Source organism: Saliphagus infecundisoli, assembly GCF_020177375.1.
Classification (GTDB): domain Archaea; phylum Halobacteriota; class Halobacteria; order Halobacteriales; family Natrialbaceae; genus Saliphagus; species Saliphagus infecundisoli.
In genome coordinates, this window is record NZ_JAIWHV010000010.1 from 69631 (window position 1) to 90817 (window position 21187).

Consider the following 21187-nt stretch of genomic DNA (forward strand, 5'->3'; position numbering starts at 1 on the left):
CGGCCGGTGTAGGTGGGCGTATGAGCAACCCCCCTACCGAGTTCTACTCGGAAGAACGCTGGCAGAACTGGATCGGCCGCATCGACGACGAGGAGATCGACCCCGAGGACGAGGACTCCGCGCGACTCCTCTTGAACCTCCAGGACGACACCGCGATCGCGATCGCGAAGATCGTCTCGGCGTACGACGACGGCGACCTGAGCGAGGAGGAGGCCTTAGAAGAGATCGGGGACGTCCGCGAGATCGTCCTCGCGGAGGTCGAGATCGACGACGAGGAGAAAGTGATGCTCGTCGACGGCGTCCAGACGAGCCTCGTCTGCGTCTTCATCGCCGCAGAGGAGTACGTCGCGGGCGGCCCCGCCGAGGAGGCGAGCGTCGAGGAGTACCTCCGGGCGGCCGCGAACGCCGAGGCCGAGGAGGATCTGGACTCGGCGCTTGGCTACGCCGCACAGGCCGGCACGCTCGTCATCGACGGCGAGAACCTGGACATCTCGGTCGCCGAGGATCTGGAGTACGGTCTCGTCACCGAGTGGATCAACGGACTCGACAGCCTCCAGAGCGCGATGAGCGATCCGGAACTGATCGAGGAAGACGAGGAGTAAGCCGGCAGGGGGACTCTCAGGAGATCGGGCCCACGAGAGCCGCTCGGATCGACACGCGTCGAAACGCGGAACGACACTACCTTGTAGCCACGCCCGCACGTAATGGGCATGAACACCGTCGGTATCGACGCCGTCGAGATCTGGACGGGGAACCTGCGTCTGGATCTCCCGGACACTTTCGCTCCCCAGAAGGGCGAGGACCCAGAGAAGTACACGAAGGGACTGGGGCTGAACGCCTCTTCGTTCCCGGACAGCTACGAGGACATCGTCACGATGGCCGCGAACGCCGCCTACCGGCTGATGGATCGCAAGGGACTCGAACCCGAGGACATCGGTCGGATCGACGTCGCCACCGAGAGCGCCTTCGACAACTCGAAGCCGGTCTCGACGTACGTCGCGGGCTGTCTCGAGCAGGTGTACGGCCAGGACTTCCACCACGCCAACAAGGGCGAGCGGAAGTTCGCCTGCATCGCGGGCACCCAGAGCCTCGACGACGCCTACAACTGGATCAAGGCGGGCCGGAATCGGGGCCGAGGTGCCCTGGTGATCGCGACCGACACCGCCCTCTACGCGCGGGGCGACGCCGGCGAGGCGACCCAGGGCGCGGGCGCGGTCGCGATGTACATCACCGAGGACCCCTCGCTGGTCGAACTCTCGACCGAACAGGGCTACGGGAGCGCCGACGAGACCGACTTCCTCAAGCCCAACCAGCAGTTCCCCTCAGTCGACGGCAAACGCTCGGTCCAGGTCTACCTCGCGCGGATGCGCGAGGCGCTGACCGACTACGAATCCGTCGCCGGCGACATCCACCCCGACGACATCGCCTACGTCCCCTTCCACACCCCGTTCCCGGGAATGGTCCGGAAGGCCGGCCTGCTGGCCTACCGCCACGTCACCCGCGACACCGAGATCGAGGAGGAACTCGCGGCCGAGATCGGCCGCCAGCCCCGCCGCGAGGCGTTCGACGACGAGGACGCGTATCGGGAGGCCGTCCGGGAGTACATGGACGCGCTGAAGGAGACCGACCGCTACCGGGGGTGGTACGCCGAGACCATCGACCCGACGCTAACCATCTCCCGGGAGGTCGGCAACTGGTACACCGGCTCGGTCCACGTCGCCCGTGCGAGCGCGCTCAAACACGCCCTCGAGGACGGCCGGGACCTCGCGGGCGAGTCGCTGTACGTCGGCTCCTACGGCAGCGGCGCCCAGGCCGAGATCCACGAGGAGACCGTCGTCGAGGGCTGGGAGGCAGAGATCGAGGCGCTGAACGTGGACGCCCAGCTCGCCGACCGCCACGACCTCACCTGGGAGGAGTACGAGCGGATCCACGACGCCCACAACCACGACGTCGACAGCGACGTCGAACCGCTGACGACCCCCGAGGACGAGTTCGCCTTCGACGGCTGGGGGCCGATGGGCGAGCGCCAGTACCGGTTCGTCGAGTAGCGCCGAGGGGCCCGCGAGCCAGAGAGGTGCGTTCTTAACCCCGCCCTCCCAACGGGAACCCAACGTGTCCCGGGAGACGCCCGCGTTCGGACGGGGATCGAGCGAAGACGGCCGGGACGGGAGTTTTGCTACCATGTACGGATCACACGAGACGGGGAGTCCGTACGCTCCCCACACGGACGAGAACGCCGCGGCGATGCTCGAGACCATCGGGGCGGAGTCGATCGGGGAGCTGTTCGACATTCCCGAGTCGGTCCGGTTCGACGGCGAGTTCGGCATCGACGCCCGCACGGAGCGCGAGACGCGCCGGCTCGTCGAGGGGATCCTCGCACGAAACGACGACCAGGTCGAACTGCTCGGGCGGGGCCACTACGGCTACTACGTCCCCTCGCTGGTCGACCACCTCGCCGACCGCTCGGAGTTTCTGACCTCCTACACCCAGTACCAGCCCGAGACCTCCCAGGGCTTCCTCCAGGCACTGTTCGAGTACCAGTCGCTGCTGGTCGAGTTGACGGGCCTGGGGGTCGCGAACTGCTCGATGTACGACGCCGCGACGGCCCTGGGCGAGGCCGCCACCCTCGCGGATCGGGCCCGGTCCGTCTCGGGAACCCGCGTGCTCGTTCCCGATATCCTTCGGGAGGGCCGGCGGGAGACGTTGCAAAACTACGTCGCCGGTACCGATCTGGCGATCGAGGAGTATCCCACCCGGGAATCGACGGTTGACCTCGCGGGGCTCGAAGAGCGGGTCGACGACGACTGCGTGATGGTGTACGCCGAGACGCCCACCGTTCGAGGCGCGGTCGAGGAACGGCTAGAGGAGGTCGGCGACCTCGCGAGCGGGGCGGGCGCGCTGTTCGTCCTCGGCTCGGATCCCGTCGCGCTCTCGCTTCTCCAGCGGCCCGCTGACGTCGGCGCCGACGTCGTCGTCGGCGACGCCTCGGTTCTGGGACTCGGAACGAGCTACGGGATGGGTCTGGGGCTCTTCGCCACTCGCGAGAAACACCTCCGGCAGGTGCCCGGCCGACTCGTCGGCGCGAGCGAGGATTCGCGCGACCGGCGGGCGTACACGCTGACGCTCCAGACACGCGAACAGCACATCCGCCGGGAGCGTGCGACGAGCAACATCTGTACGAACCAGGCGTGGGTCGCGCTCCGATCGGCGATCCACGCCGCCGGTTTGGGCCCCGACGGACTCGCCGAACTCGCCGCCCGCGGCGTCAGGCGCGCCGAGAGCGTCGCCGAGCGAGTGGACGGAATCGACGGGCTGACGGCGCCGGTCGACGACCGGCGGCTGTTCCGGGAGTTCGTCGTTCGGACGGAGCGGGACGCGGACGCTCTCCGGGCGGATCTCGGCGACCGAGGGTTCGCGGTCCACGCGCTCTCGGCCGACGAGATCCAGTGTTGTGTCGCGGGCGCGACCGACGGGGAGATCGACGGCTTTCTCGCGGCTCTGGAGGAGGTGACCCGATGAGATACGACCAGGCCCGGTGGACCCGAAACGGCGAGTACGAACCCCTCCTCGCCGAGAAGGACCTGACGCGGGTCGAGATCCGCGATACGGAGGGCGAAACGGGTGAGGAGAGCGGGAGCGCCGAGGGCGACGTGACGACTGTCGAGTCGCCGCTGCCCGACGAGTTGACCCGCGACGAGCTCGCTCTCCCGGGGCTCTCGGAACCGGAACTCGCACGCCACTACACCCGGCTCTCCCAGATGACCTACGCGATCACGACCGGCCCCTACCCCCTGGGGTCGTGTACGATGAAGTACAACCCGACGTTCACCGAGGACGTCGCCGCCCTGCCAGACGCGGCGGTCCACCCAGACCGGCCCGCGGAGTCCGTTCAGGGCACCCTCGAACTCTGCTACCGACTCCAGGACTACCTCGCGCGGATCGGCGGGATGGACGCGGTGACGCTCCAGCCGCCGGCAGGCGCGGCAGGCGAGTTCGTCGGGATCCGGGTCGCGTCGGCATACCACGAGGCAAACGGCGACGAGCGGTCGGAGGTCATCGTCCCCGAGAGCGCTCACGGGACGAACTTCGCGACCGCGGCTCTGGGGGGGTACGACGTCGTCTCGCTGCCGAGCGACGAGGCGGGCCGGGTGGATCTCGGCGCGCTCGAGGCCGCGCTCTCGGAGGAGACCGCCGCCCTGATGCTCACCAACCCGAACACGCTCGGCCTCTTCGAGCGCGACATCGAGGAGATCGCCCGTATGGTCCACGACGTCGGCGGTCTGCTCTACTACGACGGGGCGAACCTGAACGCCCTCCTCGGACGGGCGCGACCGGGCGACATGGGCTTCGACGTGATGCACTACAACGTCCACAAGACCTTTGCGACGCCCCACGGCGGCGGCGGCCCCGGCGCCGGTCCGGTCGGCGTGTCCGAGGAACTCGCGTCCTTCCTCCCGGCGCCGCGGGTTCGGGAGGCCGGGGGCGAGAGCGCGGACCCGGAGGGGGAGCCGACGTACGAGCGGTTCGATCCCCCCGAGACGATCGGGAAGGTCCACGGCTACGAGGGCAACTGGCTCGTGCTCCTGAAGGCCTTCGCCTACATCGCCCGGCTGGGCGACGAGGGGCTCGCGGACGCGAGCGCGAAGGCGGTCCTCAACGCGAACTACCTCGCCGAGCGAATCGAGTACGAGGTGCCCTACGGTCCGTTCCACCACGAGTTCGTCGCCAGCGCGGGCGACCAGGACGCCGCCGACGTCGCCAAACGGATGCTCGACTACGGCGTCCACCCGCCGACGACGAAGTGGCCCGAGATCGTCGGCGAGGCGCTGATGACCGAGCCGACGGAAGTCGAGAGCAAAGCCAGTCTGGATCAGCTCGCCGAGGCGTTCAATACGGTCGCGAGCGAGGCAACCGAGACGCTCGAGACCGCCCCCGAACGAACCGCGGCGGGGCGGATCGACCAGACCACGGCGGCGCGGACCCCTCGACTCTCCTGGCACGCATTGGGGGAGTAATCTACTCGAGTCCGGGCGGCAGCGCCGACTCGACGCCCTGCTCGGCGGCGAGTTCCCGAAGTCCGTCGACGACGGTGGGCTCGATCGGGATCCCCTCCTCGCGGCGCCGGTTCGTGGTTCGGTGTTCGGGCTCGCCCGGGAGGAGCACCTCCTCGTCGCCGATCGGCTCGGCCGAGCGGAGGTGGGCCGCGAGCCCCTCGACGCGGTCGGCGACCGCCTCCGCGGTCGTGAAGTGAGCGGGATCGATCGCGAGGAAGGCACCGCCGTTGCCGGTCCACTCCTGGCGCTCTTCGCTTGCGACGGGACCGTCGCCGACGATCCCCGCGAACAGCTCCGCCATCGTCGAGAGACCGAAGCCCTTGTACCCCGTCTCGCGCCCGCCGAGCGGGAGGAGCGCGCCGGTTCCGTCCTCGAACTCGGCGGCGCGGGTGACCGGATCACCCGAGGGGGTGGTCGTCCACGTCTCGGGGAGCTCCTCGCCGGAGCCGTCGCGTTCGATGATCTTGCCGTGGGCGACCTGGCTCGTCGCGGCGTCGAAGACGAGATCGAAGGGGAGCGCGCCGAACGTCGGCACGGCGAACGTGAGCGGGTTCGTCCCCAGGCGACGGTCGGCGCTTCCCGCCGGGGCGACCCGCTGGGAGCCCCCCTGGAGGTTGACCCAGGAGGCAAACAGCAGCCCCTCGCTCGCGACCCGCTCGGCCCACTCGCCGATCCGACCGAGGTGGCCCGAGTCGCGGATCCCGACGATGGCGACGCCCTCCGCGCGGGCGCCCTCGACGAGCAGGGAGACCGCCCGCTCGCCGGTGAGCTGCCCGAAGGCGGCGCCACCGACGAGCTGGTCGAACGGGCCGGCCGATCGGTGGGTCGGTTCCGCCTCGGGATCGACCGCGCCGTCGGCGACGATCCCCGCGTAGTAATCGAGTCTGACGACCCCGTGGGAGCCGTGGCCCGCGAGGTCGGCATCGACCAGGGAGTCGGCGACCGCCCGGGCGGTCCTCTCGGGCGCGCCGAGGGAACCGATCGACTCGCGGGCGAACTCCGTCAACGCGTCCGCGTCTACGGTTGGCATCGGGTCGCCGGAGGAAGCGGACGATAATAGATCCGGCGGCCCGGCACTCCGGCCGAGGCGCTACGCGGTACTCGAGTCGATGCCGTTGATCCGGACGAAACCGTACTCGCAGTCCGGACAGTGCCACTTGACTTTCTTGCCCAGGTGTAGCGTCGTGCTGGCTGCGCGGTAGAACGTCCGTTCTTCCCCACAGTCCGGGCAGGCGTGATCGAGTTCGAGGCTCATAGTCGTGATCGTTCGTGGAGGAGGTTTAACGTACTGGTTTGGCCGACCAGCCGGTTTGACATCCTCCCGCGCCTGAAGACGCGGGAATCCCACGGCACCACACCGCTAGATTGGGATATTAGGGTTTGCAGTCTACCACCTCTGTCCGAGGTTGGAATCCCCGGGAGAGGTCATGAAGGTAGACTCCGGGCTGTGCCAACCAGCCGGTACTCCTATCCCCACCCAAATCAGGTGCAGACTCGGAGTTACTTTCGTTGTTGATGTTGAGACGGATGTTCTCCGCCCCGTTCACGTCAGCGTTGACCGCCACACCACACGGTTCACAAACGTGTAGGCCACGTTCGACACGCTGACTGTCGTCTTCTCGACCGCAGACACAACACGTCCTACTCGTATTGCGTTCTGAAACTTCTACGACTTCGATTCCCTCGACTTTCGCCTTATATTCGAGAACCGAGGTGAATCGGTCGAACGCCCATCCGTGAAGGTCGAGGTTGCCGTGCTTGCCCCAATTCTTCGACTCACCGGTCTCGTCCTCGCGGACATCAGTGAGTTTCCCGACGTTGATTCGCCCTACGTTATTCTCGACACACCGTTCAACGATGTGTTTGGTGAGGCTATGGAAGAAGTGGGTGCGGCGCTCTGACCATTTGTGGTGAAGCCTTGTTGCCCGGTCACCATCCGACTCATCGCACTTGGCGATTTCTTTCGGGAAGTAATAGCCGTCCTGTTTCAGGCGGTTACCGGGGTACAAGTCGGCGGCTTCGGTGCTGTACGCAACCGCCGCGAAGTTACAGATACCGAGGTCAATACCAGCCGACTCGTTGCCGGGGGCGGTGGGCGTCTCGATCTCCTCTTTGCACACGAGGTGCAGTTCCCACCGCTCCTTCGTGTTATCGTAGACGGCGCGAACCTGTTGCAGATTTTCGACGGTGACGCCGGGTCGAGTTTCGTACCTGACAAGGATGTACTCCCACGCTTTCGGGTGTTCCTTGTGAGTCGCGCCCTTCGAGAGTCGGACGCGGTTGTTTTTCGAGTCGTGTTTGATGCCGTTTTGCTTCCACGTCACCGTGCTACGCGGGTGTTCTTCGTGGACGCGACGGCCCTGTTGGTCGTAGTAGTTTTTCTTGCGGTAGCCGGGCGGATTCGCTCGACTGTCTGACTCCCTTTTGTTGTACCATGAGTTGAAGGCTTCAGCGAGTTCCTCCAGAACGCGCTGACTGGACTGACTGTGCAGTCCTTTGTACTTGGTGTGACCTTTCAACTCGTCTTTGAGGTCGCCATGGTTGGGGATCTCGCCCGTGTCCTCCCAGGCTTGCCGGGAGTGGTAGTTGGCGACGTTCCAGAGTTTGCTGGCGCTCCACCCGTGCCGGTCAAGCGAGTCCGCTACTTGCGTGTGGTTGAGGATTTTCGCTCGATGGGTGCGGTGGACTTCCAGCAGTCTGAACGTCTGTATAACCACTTATACGCGCGTCTCTTGTAAATATTCGGTGTAGGATCGGTGGAATATCCGGCCCGGCCATCTACGGTGGATTGTGGAGGAGTTGTCGGATTCATCCCGCGCCTTAAAGACGCGGGTATTCTCCTTGCATTTTATAAGTGGAGCGCGCGCCTCGGTTCGTGCATGACGATCTACACCGGCCGCGGCGACGAGGGGGAGACCGATCTCCGTGACATGACCCGGGTCTCGAAGGCCAGCCCGCGGATCGAGACCTACGGGACGGTCGACGAACTCAACGCCCTAGTCGGTACCGTCCGCCCGACGGGCCACGACGCTATCGACGACTATCTCGAGCGGATCCAGAACCACCTCCACGTCGTCCAGGCGGAGTTCGCCAATCCCGATCCCGAAGAGGGCGACCCGACCATCGGCGAGGAGCGTGTCGAAACGCTCGAGGAGTGGATCGACGACTGCAACGAGGAGCTCGAGCCCCTCCAGTCCTTTATTCTGCCGACGGGAAGCGAGGCCGGGGCGGCGCTCCACCACGCCCGGACGGTCTGTCGGCGGGCCGAGCGCCGCGCGGTGGCGCTGGCCGACGAGGAGCCGGTTCGAGCGGAGCCGATCCGATACCTGAACCGGCTGTCGGACGCGCTCTTCACGTTCGCGCGTCTGGTCAACCGCCGCGAGGGCGAGCGCGAGGAGGAGCCCTCATACTGAGGCGAGCGTCCGGCGGACGACTCCGGGATCGACGAGCCCGCTCCCGACCGCGAGGACCGCCCAGACCGCTCCGCCGAGGGCGACGGCGCTCGCGAGCGTGATCGGCCCCGAGATCATCGGTGCCACGAGCGTCACCGCGATGGCCATCGCGAGCGTGATCGCGCCGATCGTGACGACTGAGTGGGCGATCTCCCTGACGGGGAGGGAGAGTTCGGCGTGGACGATCTGGAGGTTGATCGCGACGTAGATCGTGTGGGTCACGACGGTCGCGGCGGCGGCGCCGACGATCCCGACCGTCGGGATCAAGAGGAGGTTGAGAACGAAGTTCGCGACCGAGGTCGCCCCCTTCGCGATCGCGCGCGAGCGGGCCCGCCCGAGGTAGTCGAGCCCGTCGCTCGTGACGTTCGTAATCGCCTGGAGGACGACGAATGCGGCGAGCACCCGCAGGACGGGCACCGCGTCCGCGTAGTCGGCACCGACGACGAGGGAGACGAACGGGCCGGCGACGATCGCCAGTCCGGTCGCCGCCGGGACGTAGAGCAGGAGGGTGTGTTCCAAGGCCGTCCGGTACAGCGTCCGGATCTCGGTGACGTCGCCGGCGGCTTTCCCCTCACCGAAGTTCGGCGAGAGCGCGAACCCGAGCGAATCCGCGGGCGCGAGCGCGAAGTCGGTGATCTGCTTTGCGAGGGTGTAGAAGGCGACCGCGGCGGGATTGAGAATGGCGCCGACGAGGACGATGTCGATCTGTTTGTCGAGGACGTTCGCGCTCCGGGTCGCGGTCAGCGGGACGCTGTACTCCAGCAGGCGCCGGGGGAGCCCGGGCTCGAACCGGGGTGCGGCCTCGTGGGTCCGGTAGAACTTGACGTACAGGACCCCGAGGCCGATGGCCGCGCCGACCGCCGCGCCCGCGACGTAACCGAGGAAGGCCCCGAGCGCGCCCAGCCCCGCCGCGGCGAGCGCGATGGCGACCGCCGTCCGAACCACTGCCGTCCCCGACTGGACGGCTGCGCTGTACTCGAGGCGATTGAACCCTTGAAGGGCGACCTGGGAGAACCCCGCAAAGGAGTTCGCGACGACGTAGACGGCGCCGACGGCGAAGAAGGGCGCGACGGAGGGCTCTCCCAGCGCCGCCGCGAGGGGGTCGTGGGCCACAAGGAGCGCGCCGGCGACGACGGCGAGGACGACCAGCTTGTAGGAGACCGTCGCTCGAAGCAGGTGGGGGATCTGGCCCGGATCCCGGGTGCGATACTCCGCGAGGTAGCGCGCGGCGGCCTTCCCGATCCCGAGGTCGGCCGCGAGCTGGACGACGCTCAGAATTCCGATCACCCAGAAAAGCGAGCCGTAGGCGTCGGGCGAGAGGAGGTAGCGTGCGAGGACGAGCATGAGCACTGCCGTCGAGCCCATGTAGATCGCCCGGGCGAGAAGCGTCGCCGTGAACCCGCGGACGATGTGGCTCCGTGTTGCGGTCATGGATGGCGGTGTCGAGGCCGGCCGCCGCTGGGCGGACGTCGGCGCTCGACTCCGGAGTCGCCCGACCCGCGGTTCGTTATTGACCCCCTTCGCCGGGACACGGGGCGGTTACCCGATCACGGCTTCGGGAGCCCTGCGTCGGGGCTCTCCGAGTCCAGTCCACGTCGTACGGTTCCGTATCGTACGGCGCCGCGTCGTACCGGCGGCTCGCCGGCGGCGAACGGACGGGGAGTACGCCCGACCTACAGGTAGGACGCGTCCCAGCGGGTCGCCTTCCGGCGGTTGCCACACGCGTTACACTGGATCCGGCCCATCGCGTCCATCGCGTTGTCCAGCGAGTCGCAGTTGCCACAGAACCAGCCGTAGCGATCCTCGCCCTCTTCCTCCTCGTAGGCGGTGTAAAACGGCGCCTCCGAGCCCCGCGCGGGTTCGCCGTAGCTGACGTAGATCGTCTCGCCGTCGTCCTCGACGGCCTCCAGGGCGCGCCAGCCGCCCTCCTCGATGCCCGACTCGGCTTCGACGAAGACGTTCTCCGTGTAGCTCTCGCCGCCGATCTCGACCTCGAGGGTTCCCGCCCGCTCGAACCCGTTCTCGGCGTAGAACTCGTTGCCGAACTCGTTGTCCTCGAGGACGGTCGCCCGGATGCCTTCGGCGCCGTCCTCGATGAGGCGCTCTCTGGTCCGGGCGAGCAGCCGGACGCCGGTGCCGCCGCCCCGGGCCTCGGGATCGACGTGGATCCAGCGGATCCGGCCCTCCGTCTGGCCCTCGCCGACGAACTCGCTCTGGGAGAACGCGATCGGTTCGCCGTCCTCCTCGGCGACGAGCACGAGGAAGTCCTCGCTTTCGAGTTCGTCGCCGAACGCCTCGCCGTACCAGTTCTCGACGGCGTCGTCGATCGTCTCCGCCGCCAGGAAGTGGGTGTACGACTCCCGGAGGGAGTTGCCGGCGATCGATCTGATCCCTTCGACGTCCTCGTCGGTCGCTTCGCGAACGTTCATGGGGTCGAGTTGGACGGCCCCTTACAAAGAGTATGTGCATGGCCGGCGGTCGTCGTGCGATTCCGCGCCGCGGGTGGGCAAGTTTATCCCTCTGTCGGTGCAGGCTCGGCTATGAGCGACACGTCGGACTCGGCGGCCGCCGCCGACCCTGCTGGCGAGCCCGAGCCCTTCACCTACAACGGAGGGCGGGTCGATCCCGGCGAATCGGCGAACGTCCGTTACGGGATCAGCGAGACCTACCTCGGCGATCCCGTCCGAATTCCGGTCACCATCGTCAACGGCGCCCGGCCCGGTCCCACGGTGTTCCTGTCGGCGGCGAGCCACGGCGACGAGTTGAACGGGGTCGAGGTCGTCCGCGAGGTGGCCCACGACTGGGACCACTCCGTGCTCTGTGGCACGCTCGTCTGTCTGCCGGTGATGAACGTCCCCGGCTTTCTTGCCCAGCAACGGTACCTCCCGATCTACGACCGGGACCTGAACCGGTCTTTTCCCGGTCGGTCGGACTCGACGAGCGCCAACCGGATGGCCCACCGGATCTTCACCAACTTCATCGAACCCTGTGACGTCGGGCTCGACTTTCACACCTCGACACGCGGACGAACCAACATGCTCCACGTCCGGGCGGACATGGACGACCCGGAGGTCGCCCGCCTCGCGAAGGCGTTCAGTTCGAACGTCGTCATCGACGGCGAGGGCGCCGACGGCACCCTCCGCCGGGAGGCGACTGAGGAGGGGGTCCAGACGATCACGATCGAGATGGGCGAGGCCCATCGGTTCCAGCGCCGCCTGATCGAGCGCGCCCTGACCGGCGTCGCGAGCGTTCTCGCGGAGTTCGGCCTCCACCGCGAGTCGTCGGTCCACTGGCCCGGCTGGCGGACGGTAATCGACGACGAGAACGACAAGACCTGGCTCCGGGCCGACGCGGGCGGCATCGTCGACATGAAGTTCGAGAGCGGCGACCTCGTCTACGAGGGCGACGTCATCTGTGCGATCACCAACCCGTTCAAGGAAGACGAGGACGTCGAACGCGTCGAGGCCCCCTTCACCGGCCTCGTCGTCGGCATCTTAGAGAACCCCGTCGTCTATCCGGGGAACCCGCTGTGTCACCTCGTCGGACTGAGCGAGGACACCCGGAAGGCCTTCGAGCGCGACCTCGAGGCGGGCCGACGCTTCGTCGACCGTTTCGACCGATAGGGTCGACGGACCGTCACCCCACCGCCGGCAACTCCGGGAGGGCGACAAAAGTAACTTCTATACCTCCGGGGTCCAACGCTCGACACGAGAGTATGAGCCAGTCTTACAATCGCGGCCTCGTCGAGGACTTCGGCCGGTGGCGGGAGTTCTCCGCGGGGATGTGGGCGTGGATCTTTCATAAGTTCACCGGGTGGATGCTGATCGGCTACCTGTTTACCCACATCGCCGTCCTGAGTAGCGCGCTGACGGGGCCCGACGCCTACACCGGGACGATCCAGGGCCTGGAGAGCCTCTTTCTCATCCGGGTCCTTGAGGTCGGCCTCCTCGCCGTCGCCGTCTTTCACATCCTGAACGGGCTGCGGCTCCTGATGGTCGATCTGGGTATCGGGCTCGAGAGCCAGGACAGGAGCTTCTACGCCTCGCTGGTGATCACCGGCGCGATCACCGTCGCGAGCGTGCCGACGTTCCTCCAGGGGGTGGGGATCTGATGGCCGAGCGCTACTCCTCGTTTACGCCCGGTGGCACCGGCTGGCTCCTCCAGCGGATCACCGCGGCCTTCCTGGTCGTGGTGCTCGCGTTCCACTTCTTTCTCCTCCACTTCGTCAACCACGCCGCCGAGATCACGTTCGCCGGTACCCAGGCCCGTATGGAGACCGTCGGCTACTTCGTCACGATGGTCCTCTTCTTGATCACCGCGACCTTCCACGGCGTCAACGGGGTCTACAACGCCCTCGTCAACCAGGGCCTCGAAGGAACGCCGAAGAAGGTCGTCCTCGCGGTGCTTACGATAGCAGGGCTAGCGCTCGTCGCACAGGGAATCTACGTCGCGGTCGCCATGGCCGGGTGGATCTAACATGAGTACACAACAGGAATCCGTCGAGAGCGAGCCGGAGGAACCGGAGAGCCAGGAGGTCCCCGAGGACCAGGAGATGAGCGGGCTGGCCTCGCCCCAGCAGGAACGCCTGCAGCGAAAGCAGGCGGCCTTAGAGGAGCGCGAACGGGCCGAGTCAGACCACGACATGGACGACGACCGGGTTCACCTCAAGGTGTTCCGGTACGACCCCGAGGTCGAAGGAAAGCAGGAACCGCGCTTCGACGACTTCCACGTCCCCTTCGAGCGCGGGATGACCGTCCTCGACGCCCTGATCTACGCCAGAGACGAGTTCGACTCCTCGCTTACGTTCCGACACTCCTGTCGACAGGCGATCTGTGGCTCGGACGCCTTCTTCATCAACGGCCGCCAGCGTCTGGGCTGTAAGACCCAGATCGCCGATCTCGACCAGCCGGTCCGCGTCGAACCGCTTCCCCACCAGGAGGCGGTCAAGGATCTTGTCGTCGAGATGGAACACTTCTACGACCAGATGCACGCCGTCGAGCCCTACTTCCAGGACGAGGAGACGCCCGACGCGAGCGAACTCGACGAACAGCGCCAGTCCCGGGAGAACCGGGAGAAGGTCAAGATGTCCACACGGTGTATCTGGTGTGGCGCCTGTATGTCCTCGTGTAACATCGCTGCGGGGGACAACGAGTACCTCGGGCCGGCGGCGATCAACAAGGCCTACCGCTTCGCGATGGACGACCGCGAGGACGAGGAGATCAAGGAACACCGGCTCCGAATCTTAGAGCAGGAACACGGCGTCTGGCGGTGTCAGACCCAGTTCTCCTGTACGGAGGTCTGCCCGAAGGACATCCCGCTGACCGAGCACATCCAGGAACTCAAGCGGGAGGCAGTGAAGAAGAACCTGAAGTTCTGGTAACGAGGTATCCACACAATGTACGAACACGACGTCATCGTGGTCGGCGCCGGCGGCGCCGGCCTCAGAGCCGCGATCGGTGCCCACGAGGCGGGCGCGGACGTGGCGATGGTATCGAAGCTCCACCCGGTGCGCAGCCACACCGGCGCCGCGGAGGGCGGGATCAACGCGGCCCTCCGAGAGGGCGACGACTGGGAACTCCACGCCTACGACACGATGAAGGGCTCGGACTACCTGGGCGACGCCCCCGCGATCGAGACCCTGGCCCAGGACGCCCCCGAGGACACGATCCGGCTCGAACACTGGGGGATGCCGTTCTCGCGGGAGGACGACGGCCGGGTCTCCCAGCGGCCCTTCGGCGGCCTCTCCTTCCCGCGGACGACCTACGCGGGCGCGGAGACGGGCCACCACCTGTTGCACACGCTGTACGAACAGGTCGTCAAACGGGGCATCCAGGTGTACGACGAGTGGTACGTGATGAACCTCGCGGTCTCGGGCGAGGCCGACCCCAACGACCGGAGCTGTCACGGCGTCGTCGCCTACGACGTCCAGTCGGGCGGCGTCGAGGGCTTTCGCGCCCGCGACGGCGTCATCCTCGCCACCGGCGGACCGGGACAGGCGTTCGATCACACCACCAACGCCGTCTCCTGTACGGGCGACGGCAACGCGATGGCCTATCGCGCGGGCGTCCCGATGGAGGACATGGAGTTCGTCCAGTTTCACCCGACGACGCTCCCCTCGACGGGCGTCCTCATCAGCGAGGGGGTCCGCGGCGAGGGCGGAATTCTGTACAACGAGGGCGGCGAGCGGTTCATGTTCGAACGCGGCTACGCGAACAACGACGGCGAACTCGCCTCCCGTGACGTCGTCTCGCGGGCGGAGCTGACGGAGGTAAACGAGGGCCGGGGAATCGAGGACGAGTACGTCCACCTCGACATGCGCCACCTCGGCTCCGAGCGCATCCTCGACCGCCTCGAGAACATCCTCCACCTCGCCGAGGACTTCGAGGGCGTCGACGGCCTCGTCGAGCCGATGCCGGTCAAACCCGGCCAGCACTACGAGATGGGCGGGATTGAAACCGACGAGAACGGCCAGACCTGTATCGACGGCCTCTACGCGGCCGGCGAGTGTGCCTGCGTCTCGGTCCACGGCGCGAACCGACTGGGCGGCAATGCCCTGCCCGAACTCGTCGTCTTCGGCAAGCGCGCGGGTCGCCACGCCGCCGGCGAGGATCTCGGGGCTCCCGAGATCGAGACGGGCTACGGCGACGACGTCGAGGACGAGGGGATGGAGCTCCCCGTCACCCCCGGCGAGGCCGGCCTGCCCGAGCGAGGGTCCGGCGAGGCCGTCGCCGACGGCGCCGGCGCGGTCGCGGACGCCGAAGGACTCGTCGAACGAGCCGTCGATCGCGAGCGCGAGCGCGTCGAGCGCCTGATGGGGAGAGACGACGGGGTTCAACACGCCGAGATCCGCGCGAAACTCCAGCAGGCGATGACCGCCGACGTCAACGTCTTCCGGAACCGCGAGGGGGTAGAGCGTGCCTTGGAGACCATCCGGGAGTGTCGGGAGGAGTACCGGGACGTCTACGTGGACGACCCCTCCCGCACCTTCAACACCGACCTCCAGCAGACCATCGAGACGCGGAACCTGATCGACGTCGCCGAGACGATCGCGCTCGGCGCGCTCGTCCGTAACGAGTTCCGGGGCGCTCACTGGCGCCAGGAGAACCAGGAGCGCGACGACGACGAGTGGCTCAAACACACGCTGATCTCCTGGAACGGCGGCAAACCCTCGATCTGGTACCGTCCGGTCATCCTCGAGGGTCAGGACAAGACCTACGAGCCCAAGACCCGCAGCTACTGAGACGCCCGTTTTCCCGTTCTTTCGCTGGCCTCGTCCGCGGGGACCTCCGGGACTCGTCGTTCGGACTCCGGTTTCGGTGTCGCGAACCGGCCCCTCAGTGACTGGAACGATCATGATACACGACGATCGCCGGACGCGACGGTGGGGAAAACTCCGTCCGTGAGCCAGGAACGCGGCGAAACCGACTGTGAGACCCGATTCCCGTGGCCGTTATTACGTCGATTGTCGATGGTAGGTTTTAATATCGTCGAAGAAATTGGTGGGTGTATGGCCTCAGTCACGACGCGGATGGATCTGACCGTGCCCGACGACTTGGAGTCGGCGCGAGCGAAGCTCATCTACCAGTATCTGGCGGTCACCGGCGGGGCGACGGCGGACGACGTCTGTGAGACCCTTCACGTCGACAAGGGGTCCGTGCTCTCGATCGTCTCGACGCTGCGCGAGCGGGGGTACGTCCGGAACGAGAACGGCTTCTACTCGGTCTGATTTTCGAGGAATCGCTCGAGGACGAGGTCGGCCAGCAGGGAGCCGACCATCAGCGGGACGACGAGGTAGCCGAAGGCGTGTAAGGTGACCAGCGTCGCCCACTGGGAGGTGGGGTCGGTCGGCGGCCAGAGGCGCGGAACGACCTCCACCAAGAACCCCCGCGTCAGCCAGACGAGAACGAGGAGGGCGGCGACCGAACACGCGAGCCGGAGCCCCAGGCCGTAGCGGTTCCAGTCGGCGTCGGAACTCGCGGACCCCCTGCCGGGCTCGGGCCACTCCCGTTCGTCCTCGTCCTTGCGGTCGGCCACGCTCCTCAGAGCTCGATGCGCTCGACGAGCTGGTCGCGCTCCTCGTTCGTGTTGACCGCGACGATTCGGATCGCCTCCTCCAGCCCCGAGTCCCGGAGCTTCGCCTTCAGGAGGTTGTCGACCTGGTAGACGCCGGCGGCGTTGGTCATCGCGATCTCGACCATCACGGGCCGACCCTCGCCCTCGTGCAGGGAGACGGACTCGATCGCCTGGCTCGAGAGGGTGTTGATCCCGCGCCCGCCCTGTTCGTAGGGGATCCGCGAGCGCCCCCGTTCCATGTCGAGGGCGTCGGCGATCCGGATGACGCCCGCCTCCGTGGTGAGCGGCGTCTCCTCGGTGTGGTGACAGAGGATCGCGTGGAGGGTCTCGCCTTTCATCCGGACGGTCTCGGCGACGTCGTAGAACTCGGGGAGGATTCGGTCCAGAACGTCCGCCGCGAGCGGGATCGAGTAGTAGGCGTGGCTGTCGCGGTGGACGACGTGGCCGATGTCGTGGAGGGTCGCCGCGAGGGCGACGATGACGGCCTCGTCTTCCTCCGCTAGCCCCTGCTCGCGGGCGCCGTTGAAGTCGACGTTGCCGGCCTTCAGAAGGTCGTAGAGACACAGCGCCCGGTTGCGAACGATGGAGATGTGTTTGGCGCCGTGGTCGTTGTAGCGCATCCGGTCGACGGCGTTTACGTTCTGGGCCTCGAGATAGGTCCGGATCTCCTCGTCGGCGTCGAGGAAGTCGAGGACGTCGTTCAGTTTCTCGTCGGGAAAGTTGTGGTCCTCGTTGGGGTTGTAGACGGTGTCCGGTGACTCAGTGGCTTCTGTCTCACTCATGGGTTCTTCGTCCTTGGAGCGTCGTACAAAAAAGGACTCCGCCGCTACGCCGTGTTCGCGACCGCGTCCTCGACCTCGTCGTAGTCGGGTTCGACACCCGGATCGTCGCTGACCCACGAGTAGGTGATCTCGCCGTCGCCGTCGATGACGAACACCGAGCGCTTGGCGACGCCGTGGACCCCGAGGTCCTCGAAGTCCATCCGGACGTCGTAGTCGTCGATGATCTCCCGGTCGAAGTCGCTCACGATGTCGAAGGTGAGCCCGTTTCGCTCCCGAAAGGCGTTCTGTGCGAACGGGGAGTCGACGCTGACGCCGTAGACCGTCGCGTCGAACTCCGAAAACGCCGAGAGTCGGTCCTGGAACGTACACATCTCGTCGGTACAGACGCTCGAGAATGCCCCGGGGAAAAAGGCGAGGACGATCGGTGCCTCGTCCAGCCGGTCCGAGAGGGTGATCGACTCGATGTCGCCGGTTGAAAGCGGAGCCGTGAAGTCGGGGGCGGTGTCGCCTTGTCGTACCATCGGTCACGGCTTACTATCACGAGAAAAAGACGGTTTCGCTTGTGGCCGGATAGACGATCGTACCACCACATTGAAGGGGTAGTCGGCGACGTTCGCCCGAAGAGGTGTGAGCGGACCCCTGGCGGGCGAACGCGGTTGACCCGATGGAGCAAAAAGGTTATAATTGCCACCGGACAACGGCCGTATAGAGATGGTAACCGAAATCGCACCGCTGTTCGTCCCCATGCCTGGGGGACCGGAACTGGTAATCATCCTCTTCATCGCCATCCTGCTCTTCGGGGCGAACAAGATCCCGAAGCTTGCACGGTCGACCGGCGAGGCCATGGGCGAGTTCCAGAAGGGGAGAGAAAAGGTCGAAACCGAACTCGAGGAGATGCGCGAGATGGGCTCTCTGGAGACCGACGACGACGAGTTCGGAACCTCGAGTACGGGTACCGACACCACCACCGCTGACACGACCACCGATACCACGACGACCACGACGGAAACCGGCGGTGCCGGCGCCGACCCGAACGCGGGGACCGGAACCGACTCCGGACCTGGCGAGACCGACAGCGGGTTCGAGCGCGAGACCGAAACGGACACCGACCGCCGATAGATCGACGACTCGTTTTGACGGGGCGTGTGGCCTAGCGGAGAGGGCAGAAGGTTCCTAACCTTCTGATCGCGGGTTCGAATCCCGTCACGCCCGCTTGCCGGCGAGCGACAGCGAGCCGTGCAAGCGACACGAGAGATTCGAATCAGGGAGGTCGCGCGCAGCGACGCGAGCACGTCCGACCGTGGTTCGAATCCCGTCACGCCCGTTCGACTTCGCTACGCTCGTCTCACGGGCGCGATGCGTCCGCTCACTCCCGTCACGCCCGCTTGTTCGCGAGCGACACAGTGAACACCGACTGGCGAGTTCGAGGCGGACGAAGGTTCGACGGGTTCTACAAGAGTCCGCGAGCGCCGTAGTCGACGATCACTAACCGGAGGGACGCCGTCGCCAACGGATCTCCGGCGGTATCGAACCTCTCCGGTCGGTGTTAACTCGACTTCCGAGACAGTAATTAACACTGACAACGGCAGGCCATAAACTAAAAGAAGGATGACGACGGATAACCGTCGAGCGAGTTCGAATTGGTGTTGGTTATGGCTATTCGACCGGCGGTTGACAGATCGGGCGGAGAGCATCGGCGGTGGAGCAACGGCACGGACGGGTGGTGGAGATGACCGGGCCGAACGGGGAGGGAGGTTCGGATGGCGACTGAGGGTACCGGCGAGGCGTTCGCCCTTGAGGAGTCACCCGACTTCGAGGACGGCATCGGGGAAGCCCTCGAGTGGGCCGGCAGGGCGGGGTCGGCGGCCTCGCGGGTCGTCGACGAGCGCACCGTAAACGTCCGGGAGGACTTCGAGGAGGACGAGTTCTTCTCGACGTCGGCGGGGACGACGACGGTCGCCAACCGGTACGACCTCGAGCGGGCAGTTCCCTTCGAGAAGAAACGTCACTTCCGGGAGGTCGAGCGCTACTGGGTGAACAAACCCTACGCCTTCATCGTCGTCTTCCATTCCGAGAAGGAGCCAATCCCTGCTTGAGTAACCTATATACATGAGGGCTCCAATGGGTGAGGCATGGGAGAAGATAAATCCCGGATCAATCTGGTAGTGAATGACGAAAGAAAAGCTGAATGGCAAGAATACCAATCAGAGAACCCCGAGTTCTCCTCGTTAACCGATCTTATCCGGTCTTCGGTCACAAGGCAGATAGAAGGGCAATACGGAGCCTCACAGTCCGGAGAGTCGGAGCTAAAGGTATCTGAGGCCATCGACAAGATTGACCGACTCTCGGAGCAACTGAACAGTGTAGAAGGCCGTCTACAGAACCTTGAAAATCAGGCTAACACGAACCCCGAAGTTGATCGGCTCAAGGGAGAAATATACGATATACTCCCCGATGAGGAGCCTGGAAGTGTACCGTGGCAGGATAAGGATCGGGGGCTTGGACAACGAGCGTCTAACCCATCGGTGTCCGATCCTGAAGCCGAATCAAAACACTCAGCATGGCAAGGGACGCCCGAAGAGATTGCTGACGCTCTTGATGAGCCCCATTATCTCGTAGTTGAAGCCCTCGAAAAGCTCTGTGATGACCTTATATCGGTACGTAAGGCGGGTAACGGAGGCTATTACATAGACCGATGAGCGAACTCTGTGGGGTGACTCTGAAACACCGAGAAGGCGATTGTACGAACAAAGCGAAGCATCCCGATGGAAAATGCGGAATCCATAGCGAGCATACTGATTTTCAATCTCACGGTCCCGATATCCAAGATGAGGATATCGAACGCTTCCTTACTCGGGAACGTCGTAGAATAGCCTCGGCGACTTATGGAACTCGGATTTCCGGACTTCGCGCTTTCGAGGAGTGGAGAGAGTTGGAAGGCCCCAGCGACGTGAGAGATATTGGTGAGATTGAAATTGAGAATTTCTGTATCTGGGCTACCTCTTCTGAGGGTCGGGGGGCAGCCGAATCAACAGTAGATAAATACGCTCAACAGGTCTCCAAGTTCTACCAGTACCTCAAGAAACGAGGAGATGTTATTGATAACCCTGTTCCTGATGCCGATCTTGGTCTGAATCCCGAGTCGGAAATGTCGAAACAACTTAAAGAAGACGACGGGTATGTAGCCATGAGCGCGGAGGAGTATGACCGATTCAAGGAGCATCTGCCTGCTCCGACGGTCCGAAATCAACTAATCTTCCAAGTTCTTTGGGATTGTGGACTCAGACCCATTGAGGCCACAGAGATCGAGTATACGGAAGATATTGATCGAGAGCACAGAGAGATTCGGGTTCGGTCCTCGAAGACGGGATCTAACAGAGTCGTGTTCTACGGGGAGACGGTCGATACTCTTCTCAAAATCTGGCTGGATAGAGGGGAGCGAAAGCGATGCATTACAGCGAATTCGTCTCCTTACCTCTTTATTTCCCCGCAATCAGAGCAACTCAATCGAAATTCGATCAATGAAATATTCCGGGAAGCCGCTACAGAAGCGGATATTCTTGAAGAACCAGTTTACACCGATGGCAACGGGAACCCAAGGCATCGCTTGAGTCCGTACTCCCTCCGACATGGCTTTGCGGAGAGGATGATAGAGCAGGAGGTTGACCTCGAAACTCTCCGGGACGTAATGGGGCATACCAACATCGAGACTACGAAGCAGTATGTCAATCCCGACAAAGAGACCCGACGGAACAAGGTTCAAACTGCATTAGATGATTAGTCTTTCTCCCTGAAATCAGCCCCATCAAGGATATAGCCGTCATCG

The 21187-nt window shown here is 65.1% G+C and carries 21 protein-coding genes, 1 tRNA gene and 2 pseudogenes; 16 read left to right on the forward strand and 8 right to left on the reverse strand.

Features of this window, described 5'->3' with window-relative positions:
• The first annotated feature begins 20 nt into the window (after nt 1-20).
• The 4 genes from LCF40_RS13205 (at nt 21) to gcvPB (ending at nt 5015) form a co-directional block, all read left to right on the forward strand.
• Nucleotides 21-602: a DUF2150 family protein gene (locus tag LCF40_RS13205; RefSeq protein ID WP_114577655.1), complete on the forward strand. Its 582-nt coding sequence runs from the start codon at nt 21-23 to the stop codon at nt 600-602.
• A 108-nt stretch (nt 603-710) separates the two neighbouring features.
• Entirely contained in the window at nt 711-2048 is a 1338-nt protein-coding gene (gene hmgB, locus LCF40_RS13210; RefSeq protein ID WP_224828783.1) for a hydroxymethylglutaryl-CoA synthase, read from the forward strand.
• A 133-nt stretch (nt 2049-2181) separates the two neighbouring features.
• Nucleotides 2182-3519, forward strand: coding sequence for an aminomethyl-transferring glycine dehydrogenase subunit GcvPA (gcvPA, locus tag LCF40_RS13215; RefSeq protein ID WP_224828784.1), 1338 nt, complete (start codon nt 2182-2184; stop codon nt 3517-3519).
• Nucleotides 3516-5015 carry an aminomethyl-transferring glycine dehydrogenase subunit GcvPB gene (gcvPB, locus tag LCF40_RS13220; RefSeq protein WP_224828785.1) on the forward strand — a complete coding sequence of 500 codons (1500 nt, stop codon included), beginning with the start codon at nt 3516-3518 and terminating at the stop codon, nt 5013-5015. The genes gcvPA and gcvPB overlap by 4 nt, the downstream gene beginning before the upstream one ends.
• Before the next feature lies 1 nt (nt 5016).
• Here gcvPB and LCF40_RS13225 read toward each other — a convergent pair whose 3' ends face one another.
• From LCF40_RS13225 to LCF40_RS13235, 3 genes are all read right to left on the reverse strand, one after another.
• Complete coding sequence (locus LCF40_RS13225) at nt 5017-6084, reverse strand: Ldh family oxidoreductase (protein WP_224828786.1); 1068 nt, start codon at nt 6082-6084, stop codon at nt 5017-5019.
• A 60-nt stretch (nt 6085-6144) separates the two neighbouring features.
• Entirely contained in the window at nt 6145-6309 is a 165-nt protein-coding gene (locus LCF40_RS13230) for a DUF7838 family putative zinc beta-ribbon protein (RefSeq protein WP_224828787.1), read from the reverse strand.
• A 118-nt stretch (nt 6310-6427) separates the two neighbouring features.
• Nucleotides 6428-7750 carry an RNA-guided endonuclease InsQ/TnpB family protein gene (locus tag LCF40_RS13235; protein WP_224828803.1) on the reverse strand — a complete coding sequence of 441 codons (1323 nt, stop codon included), beginning with the start codon at nt 7748-7750 and terminating at the stop codon, nt 6428-6430.
• 183 nt (nt 7751-7933) lie between these two features.
• Between LCF40_RS13235 and LCF40_RS13240 the strand changes: the two genes are divergently transcribed.
• Nucleotides 7934-8467 (forward strand): cob(I)yrinic acid a,c-diamide adenosyltransferase, encoded by a 534-nt coding sequence (locus tag LCF40_RS13240; protein ID WP_114577658.1) that lies wholly within the window; start codon nt 7934-7936, stop codon nt 8465-8467.
• Here LCF40_RS13240 and LCF40_RS13245 read toward each other — a convergent pair.
• Nucleotides 8459-9937: a flippase gene (locus LCF40_RS13245; protein ID WP_224828788.1), complete on the reverse strand. Its 1479-nt coding sequence runs from the start codon at nt 9935-9937 to the stop codon at nt 8459-8461. The genes LCF40_RS13240 and LCF40_RS13245 overlap by 9 nt on opposite strands.
• Before the next feature lie 242 nt (nt 9938-10179).
• Nucleotides 10180-10935: a GNAT family N-acetyltransferase gene (locus LCF40_RS13250; protein WP_114577660.1), complete on the reverse strand. Its 756-nt coding sequence runs from the start codon at nt 10933-10935 to the stop codon at nt 10180-10182.
• A 111-nt stretch (nt 10936-11046) separates the two neighbouring features.
• Here LCF40_RS13250 and LCF40_RS13255 point away from each other — a divergent pair, with 111 nt between their 5' ends.
• From LCF40_RS13255 to LCF40_RS13280, 6 genes are all read left to right on the forward strand, one after another.
• Nucleotides 11047-12129, forward strand: coding sequence for a succinylglutamate desuccinylase/aspartoacylase family protein (locus LCF40_RS13255; RefSeq protein ID WP_224828789.1), 1083 nt, complete (start codon nt 11047-11049; stop codon nt 12127-12129).
• Between the two features lie 92 nt (nt 12130-12221).
• Entirely contained in the window at nt 12222-12617 is a 396-nt protein-coding gene (gene sdhC / locus LCF40_RS13260; RefSeq protein ID WP_114577662.1) for a succinate dehydrogenase, cytochrome b556 subunit, read from the forward strand.
• Nucleotides 12617-12982 (forward strand): succinate dehydrogenase hydrophobic membrane anchor subunit, encoded by a 366-nt coding sequence (locus LCF40_RS13265; RefSeq protein WP_224828790.1) that lies wholly within the window; start codon nt 12617-12619, stop codon nt 12980-12982. Before sdhC ends, LCF40_RS13265 begins: the two co-directional genes overlap by 1 nt.
• 1 nt (nt 12983) lies before the next feature.
• Nucleotides 12984-13886 (forward strand): succinate dehydrogenase/fumarate reductase iron-sulfur subunit, encoded by a 903-nt coding sequence (locus tag LCF40_RS13270; RefSeq protein WP_114577664.1) that lies wholly within the window; start codon nt 12984-12986, stop codon nt 13884-13886.
• Between the two features lie 15 nt (nt 13887-13901).
• Nucleotides 13902-15746 (forward strand): FAD-binding protein, encoded by a 1845-nt coding sequence (locus LCF40_RS13275; protein WP_224828791.1) that lies wholly within the window; start codon nt 13902-13904, stop codon nt 15744-15746.
• A 267-nt stretch (nt 15747-16013) separates the two neighbouring features.
• Entirely contained in the window at nt 16014-16232 is a 219-nt protein-coding gene (locus tag LCF40_RS13280; RefSeq protein WP_114577666.1) for a helix-turn-helix domain-containing protein, read from the forward strand.
• Here LCF40_RS13280 and LCF40_RS13285 read toward each other — a convergent pair.
• Genes LCF40_RS13285 through LCF40_RS13295 form a run of 3 tightly spaced genes read right to left on the reverse strand, consistent with a single transcriptional unit; the run spans nt 16220 to nt 17882 of the window.
• The gene (locus LCF40_RS13285) at nt 16220-16540 is read right to left on the reverse strand and encodes a hypothetical protein (RefSeq protein ID WP_224828792.1); all 321 of its coding nucleotides are present in this window, start codon (nt 16538-16540) and stop codon (nt 16220-16222) included. The genes LCF40_RS13280 and LCF40_RS13285 overlap by 13 nt on opposite strands.
• 5 nt (nt 16541-16545) lie before the next feature.
• A complete protein-coding gene (locus LCF40_RS13290; protein ID WP_114577668.1) occupies nt 16546-17361 on the reverse strand; it encodes an HD domain-containing protein in 816 nt (271 codons plus the stop codon).
• 44 nt (nt 17362-17405) lie between these two features.
• Nucleotides 17406-17882: a redoxin domain-containing protein gene (locus LCF40_RS13295; RefSeq protein ID WP_114577669.1), complete on the reverse strand. Its 477-nt coding sequence runs from the start codon at nt 17880-17882 to the stop codon at nt 17406-17408.
• A 190-nt stretch (nt 17883-18072) separates the two neighbouring features.
• Between LCF40_RS13295 and LCF40_RS13300 the strand changes: the two are divergent.
• From LCF40_RS13300 to LCF40_RS13320, 5 genes and pseudogenes are all read left to right on the forward strand, one after another.
• Nucleotides 18073-18369, forward strand: a pseudogene (locus tag LCF40_RS13300) (Sec-independent protein translocase subunit TatA/TatB); the annotation flags it as partial.
• 131 nt (nt 18370-18500) lie between these two features.
• Nucleotides 18501-18573 (forward strand) — tRNA-Arg (locus LCF40_RS13305).
• Nucleotides 18574-19235: 662 nt separating this feature from the next.
• A pseudogene (locus tag LCF40_RS13310) lies at nt 19236-19442 on the forward strand (hypothetical protein); the annotation flags it as partial.
• 51 nt (nt 19443-19493) lie between these two features.
• Nucleotides 19494-20060 carry a hypothetical protein gene (locus LCF40_RS13315; protein WP_224828793.1) on the forward strand — a complete coding sequence of 189 codons (567 nt, stop codon included), beginning with the start codon at nt 19494-19496 and terminating at the stop codon, nt 20058-20060.
• A complete protein-coding gene (locus LCF40_RS13320) occupies nt 20057-21142 on the forward strand; it encodes a tyrosine-type recombinase/integrase (protein ID WP_224828794.1) in 1086 nt (361 codons plus the stop codon). The genes LCF40_RS13315 and LCF40_RS13320 overlap by 4 nt, the downstream gene beginning before the upstream one ends.
• The last annotated feature ends 45 nt before the right edge of the window (nt 21143-21187 follow it).

Bases quoted from the DNA above. Each gene is read 5' to 3' on its own strand.
- LCF40_RS13250 (WP_114577660.1), bottom strand. From the start codon at position 10,935: ATGAACGTTCGCGAAGCGACCGACGAGGACGTCGAAGGGATCAGATCG.
- LCF40_RS13270 (WP_114577664.1), top strand. From the start codon at position 12,984: ATGAGTACACAACAGGAATCCGTCGAGAGCGAGCCGGAGGAACCGGAG.
- gcvPB (WP_224828785.1), top strand. From the start codon at position 3,516: ATGAGATACGACCAGGCCCGGTGGACCCGAAACGGCGAGTACGAACCC.
- LCF40_RS13225 (WP_224828786.1), bottom strand. From the start codon at position 6,084: ATGCCAACCGTAGACGCGGACGCGTTGACGGAGTTCGCCCGCGAGTCG.
- LCF40_RS13290 (WP_114577668.1), bottom strand. From the start codon at position 17,361: ATGAGTGAGACAGAAGCCACTGAGTCACCGGACACCGTCTACAACCCC.
- sdhC (WP_114577662.1), top strand. From the start codon at position 12,222: ATGAGCCAGTCTTACAATCGCGGCCTCGTCGAGGACTTCGGCCGGTGG.
- LCF40_RS13230 (WP_224828787.1), bottom strand. From the start codon at position 6,309: ATGAGCCTCGAACTCGATCACGCCTGCCCGGACTGTGGGGAAGAACGG.
- LCF40_RS13315 (WP_224828793.1), top strand. From the start codon at position 19,494: ATGGGAGAAGATAAATCCCGGATCAATCTGGTAGTGAATGACGAAAGA.
- gcvPA (WP_224828784.1), top strand. From the start codon at position 2,182: ATGTACGGATCACACGAGACGGGGAGTCCGTACGCTCCCCACACGGAC.
- hmgB (WP_224828783.1), top strand. From the start codon at position 711: ATGAACACCGTCGGTATCGACGCCGTCGAGATCTGGACGGGGAACCTG.
- LCF40_RS13275 (WP_224828791.1), top strand. From the start codon at position 13,902: ATGTACGAACACGACGTCATCGTGGTCGGCGCCGGCGGCGCCGGCCTC.
- LCF40_RS13205 (WP_114577655.1), top strand. From the start codon at position 21: ATGAGCAACCCCCCTACCGAGTTCTACTCGGAAGAACGCTGGCAGAAC.
- LCF40_RS13240 (WP_114577658.1), top strand. From the start codon at position 7,934: ATGACGATCTACACCGGCCGCGGCGACGAGGGGGAGACCGATCTCCGT.
- LCF40_RS13320 (WP_224828794.1), top strand. From the start codon at position 20,057: ATGAGCGAACTCTGTGGGGTGACTCTGAAACACCGAGAAGGCGATTGT.
- LCF40_RS13295 (WP_114577669.1), bottom strand. From the start codon at position 17,882: ATGGTACGACAAGGCGACACCGCCCCCGACTTCACGGCTCCGCTTTCA.
- LCF40_RS13265 (WP_224828790.1), top strand. From the start codon at position 12,617: ATGGCCGAGCGCTACTCCTCGTTTACGCCCGGTGGCACCGGCTGGCTC.
- LCF40_RS13280 (WP_114577666.1), top strand. From the start codon at position 16,014: ATGGCCTCAGTCACGACGCGGATGGATCTGACCGTGCCCGACGACTTG.
- LCF40_RS13255 (WP_224828789.1), top strand. From the start codon at position 11,047: ATGAGCGACACGTCGGACTCGGCGGCCGCCGCCGACCCTGCTGGCGAG.
- LCF40_RS13245 (WP_224828788.1), bottom strand. From the start codon at position 9,937: ATGACCGCAACACGGAGCCACATCGTCCGCGGGTTCACGGCGACGCTT.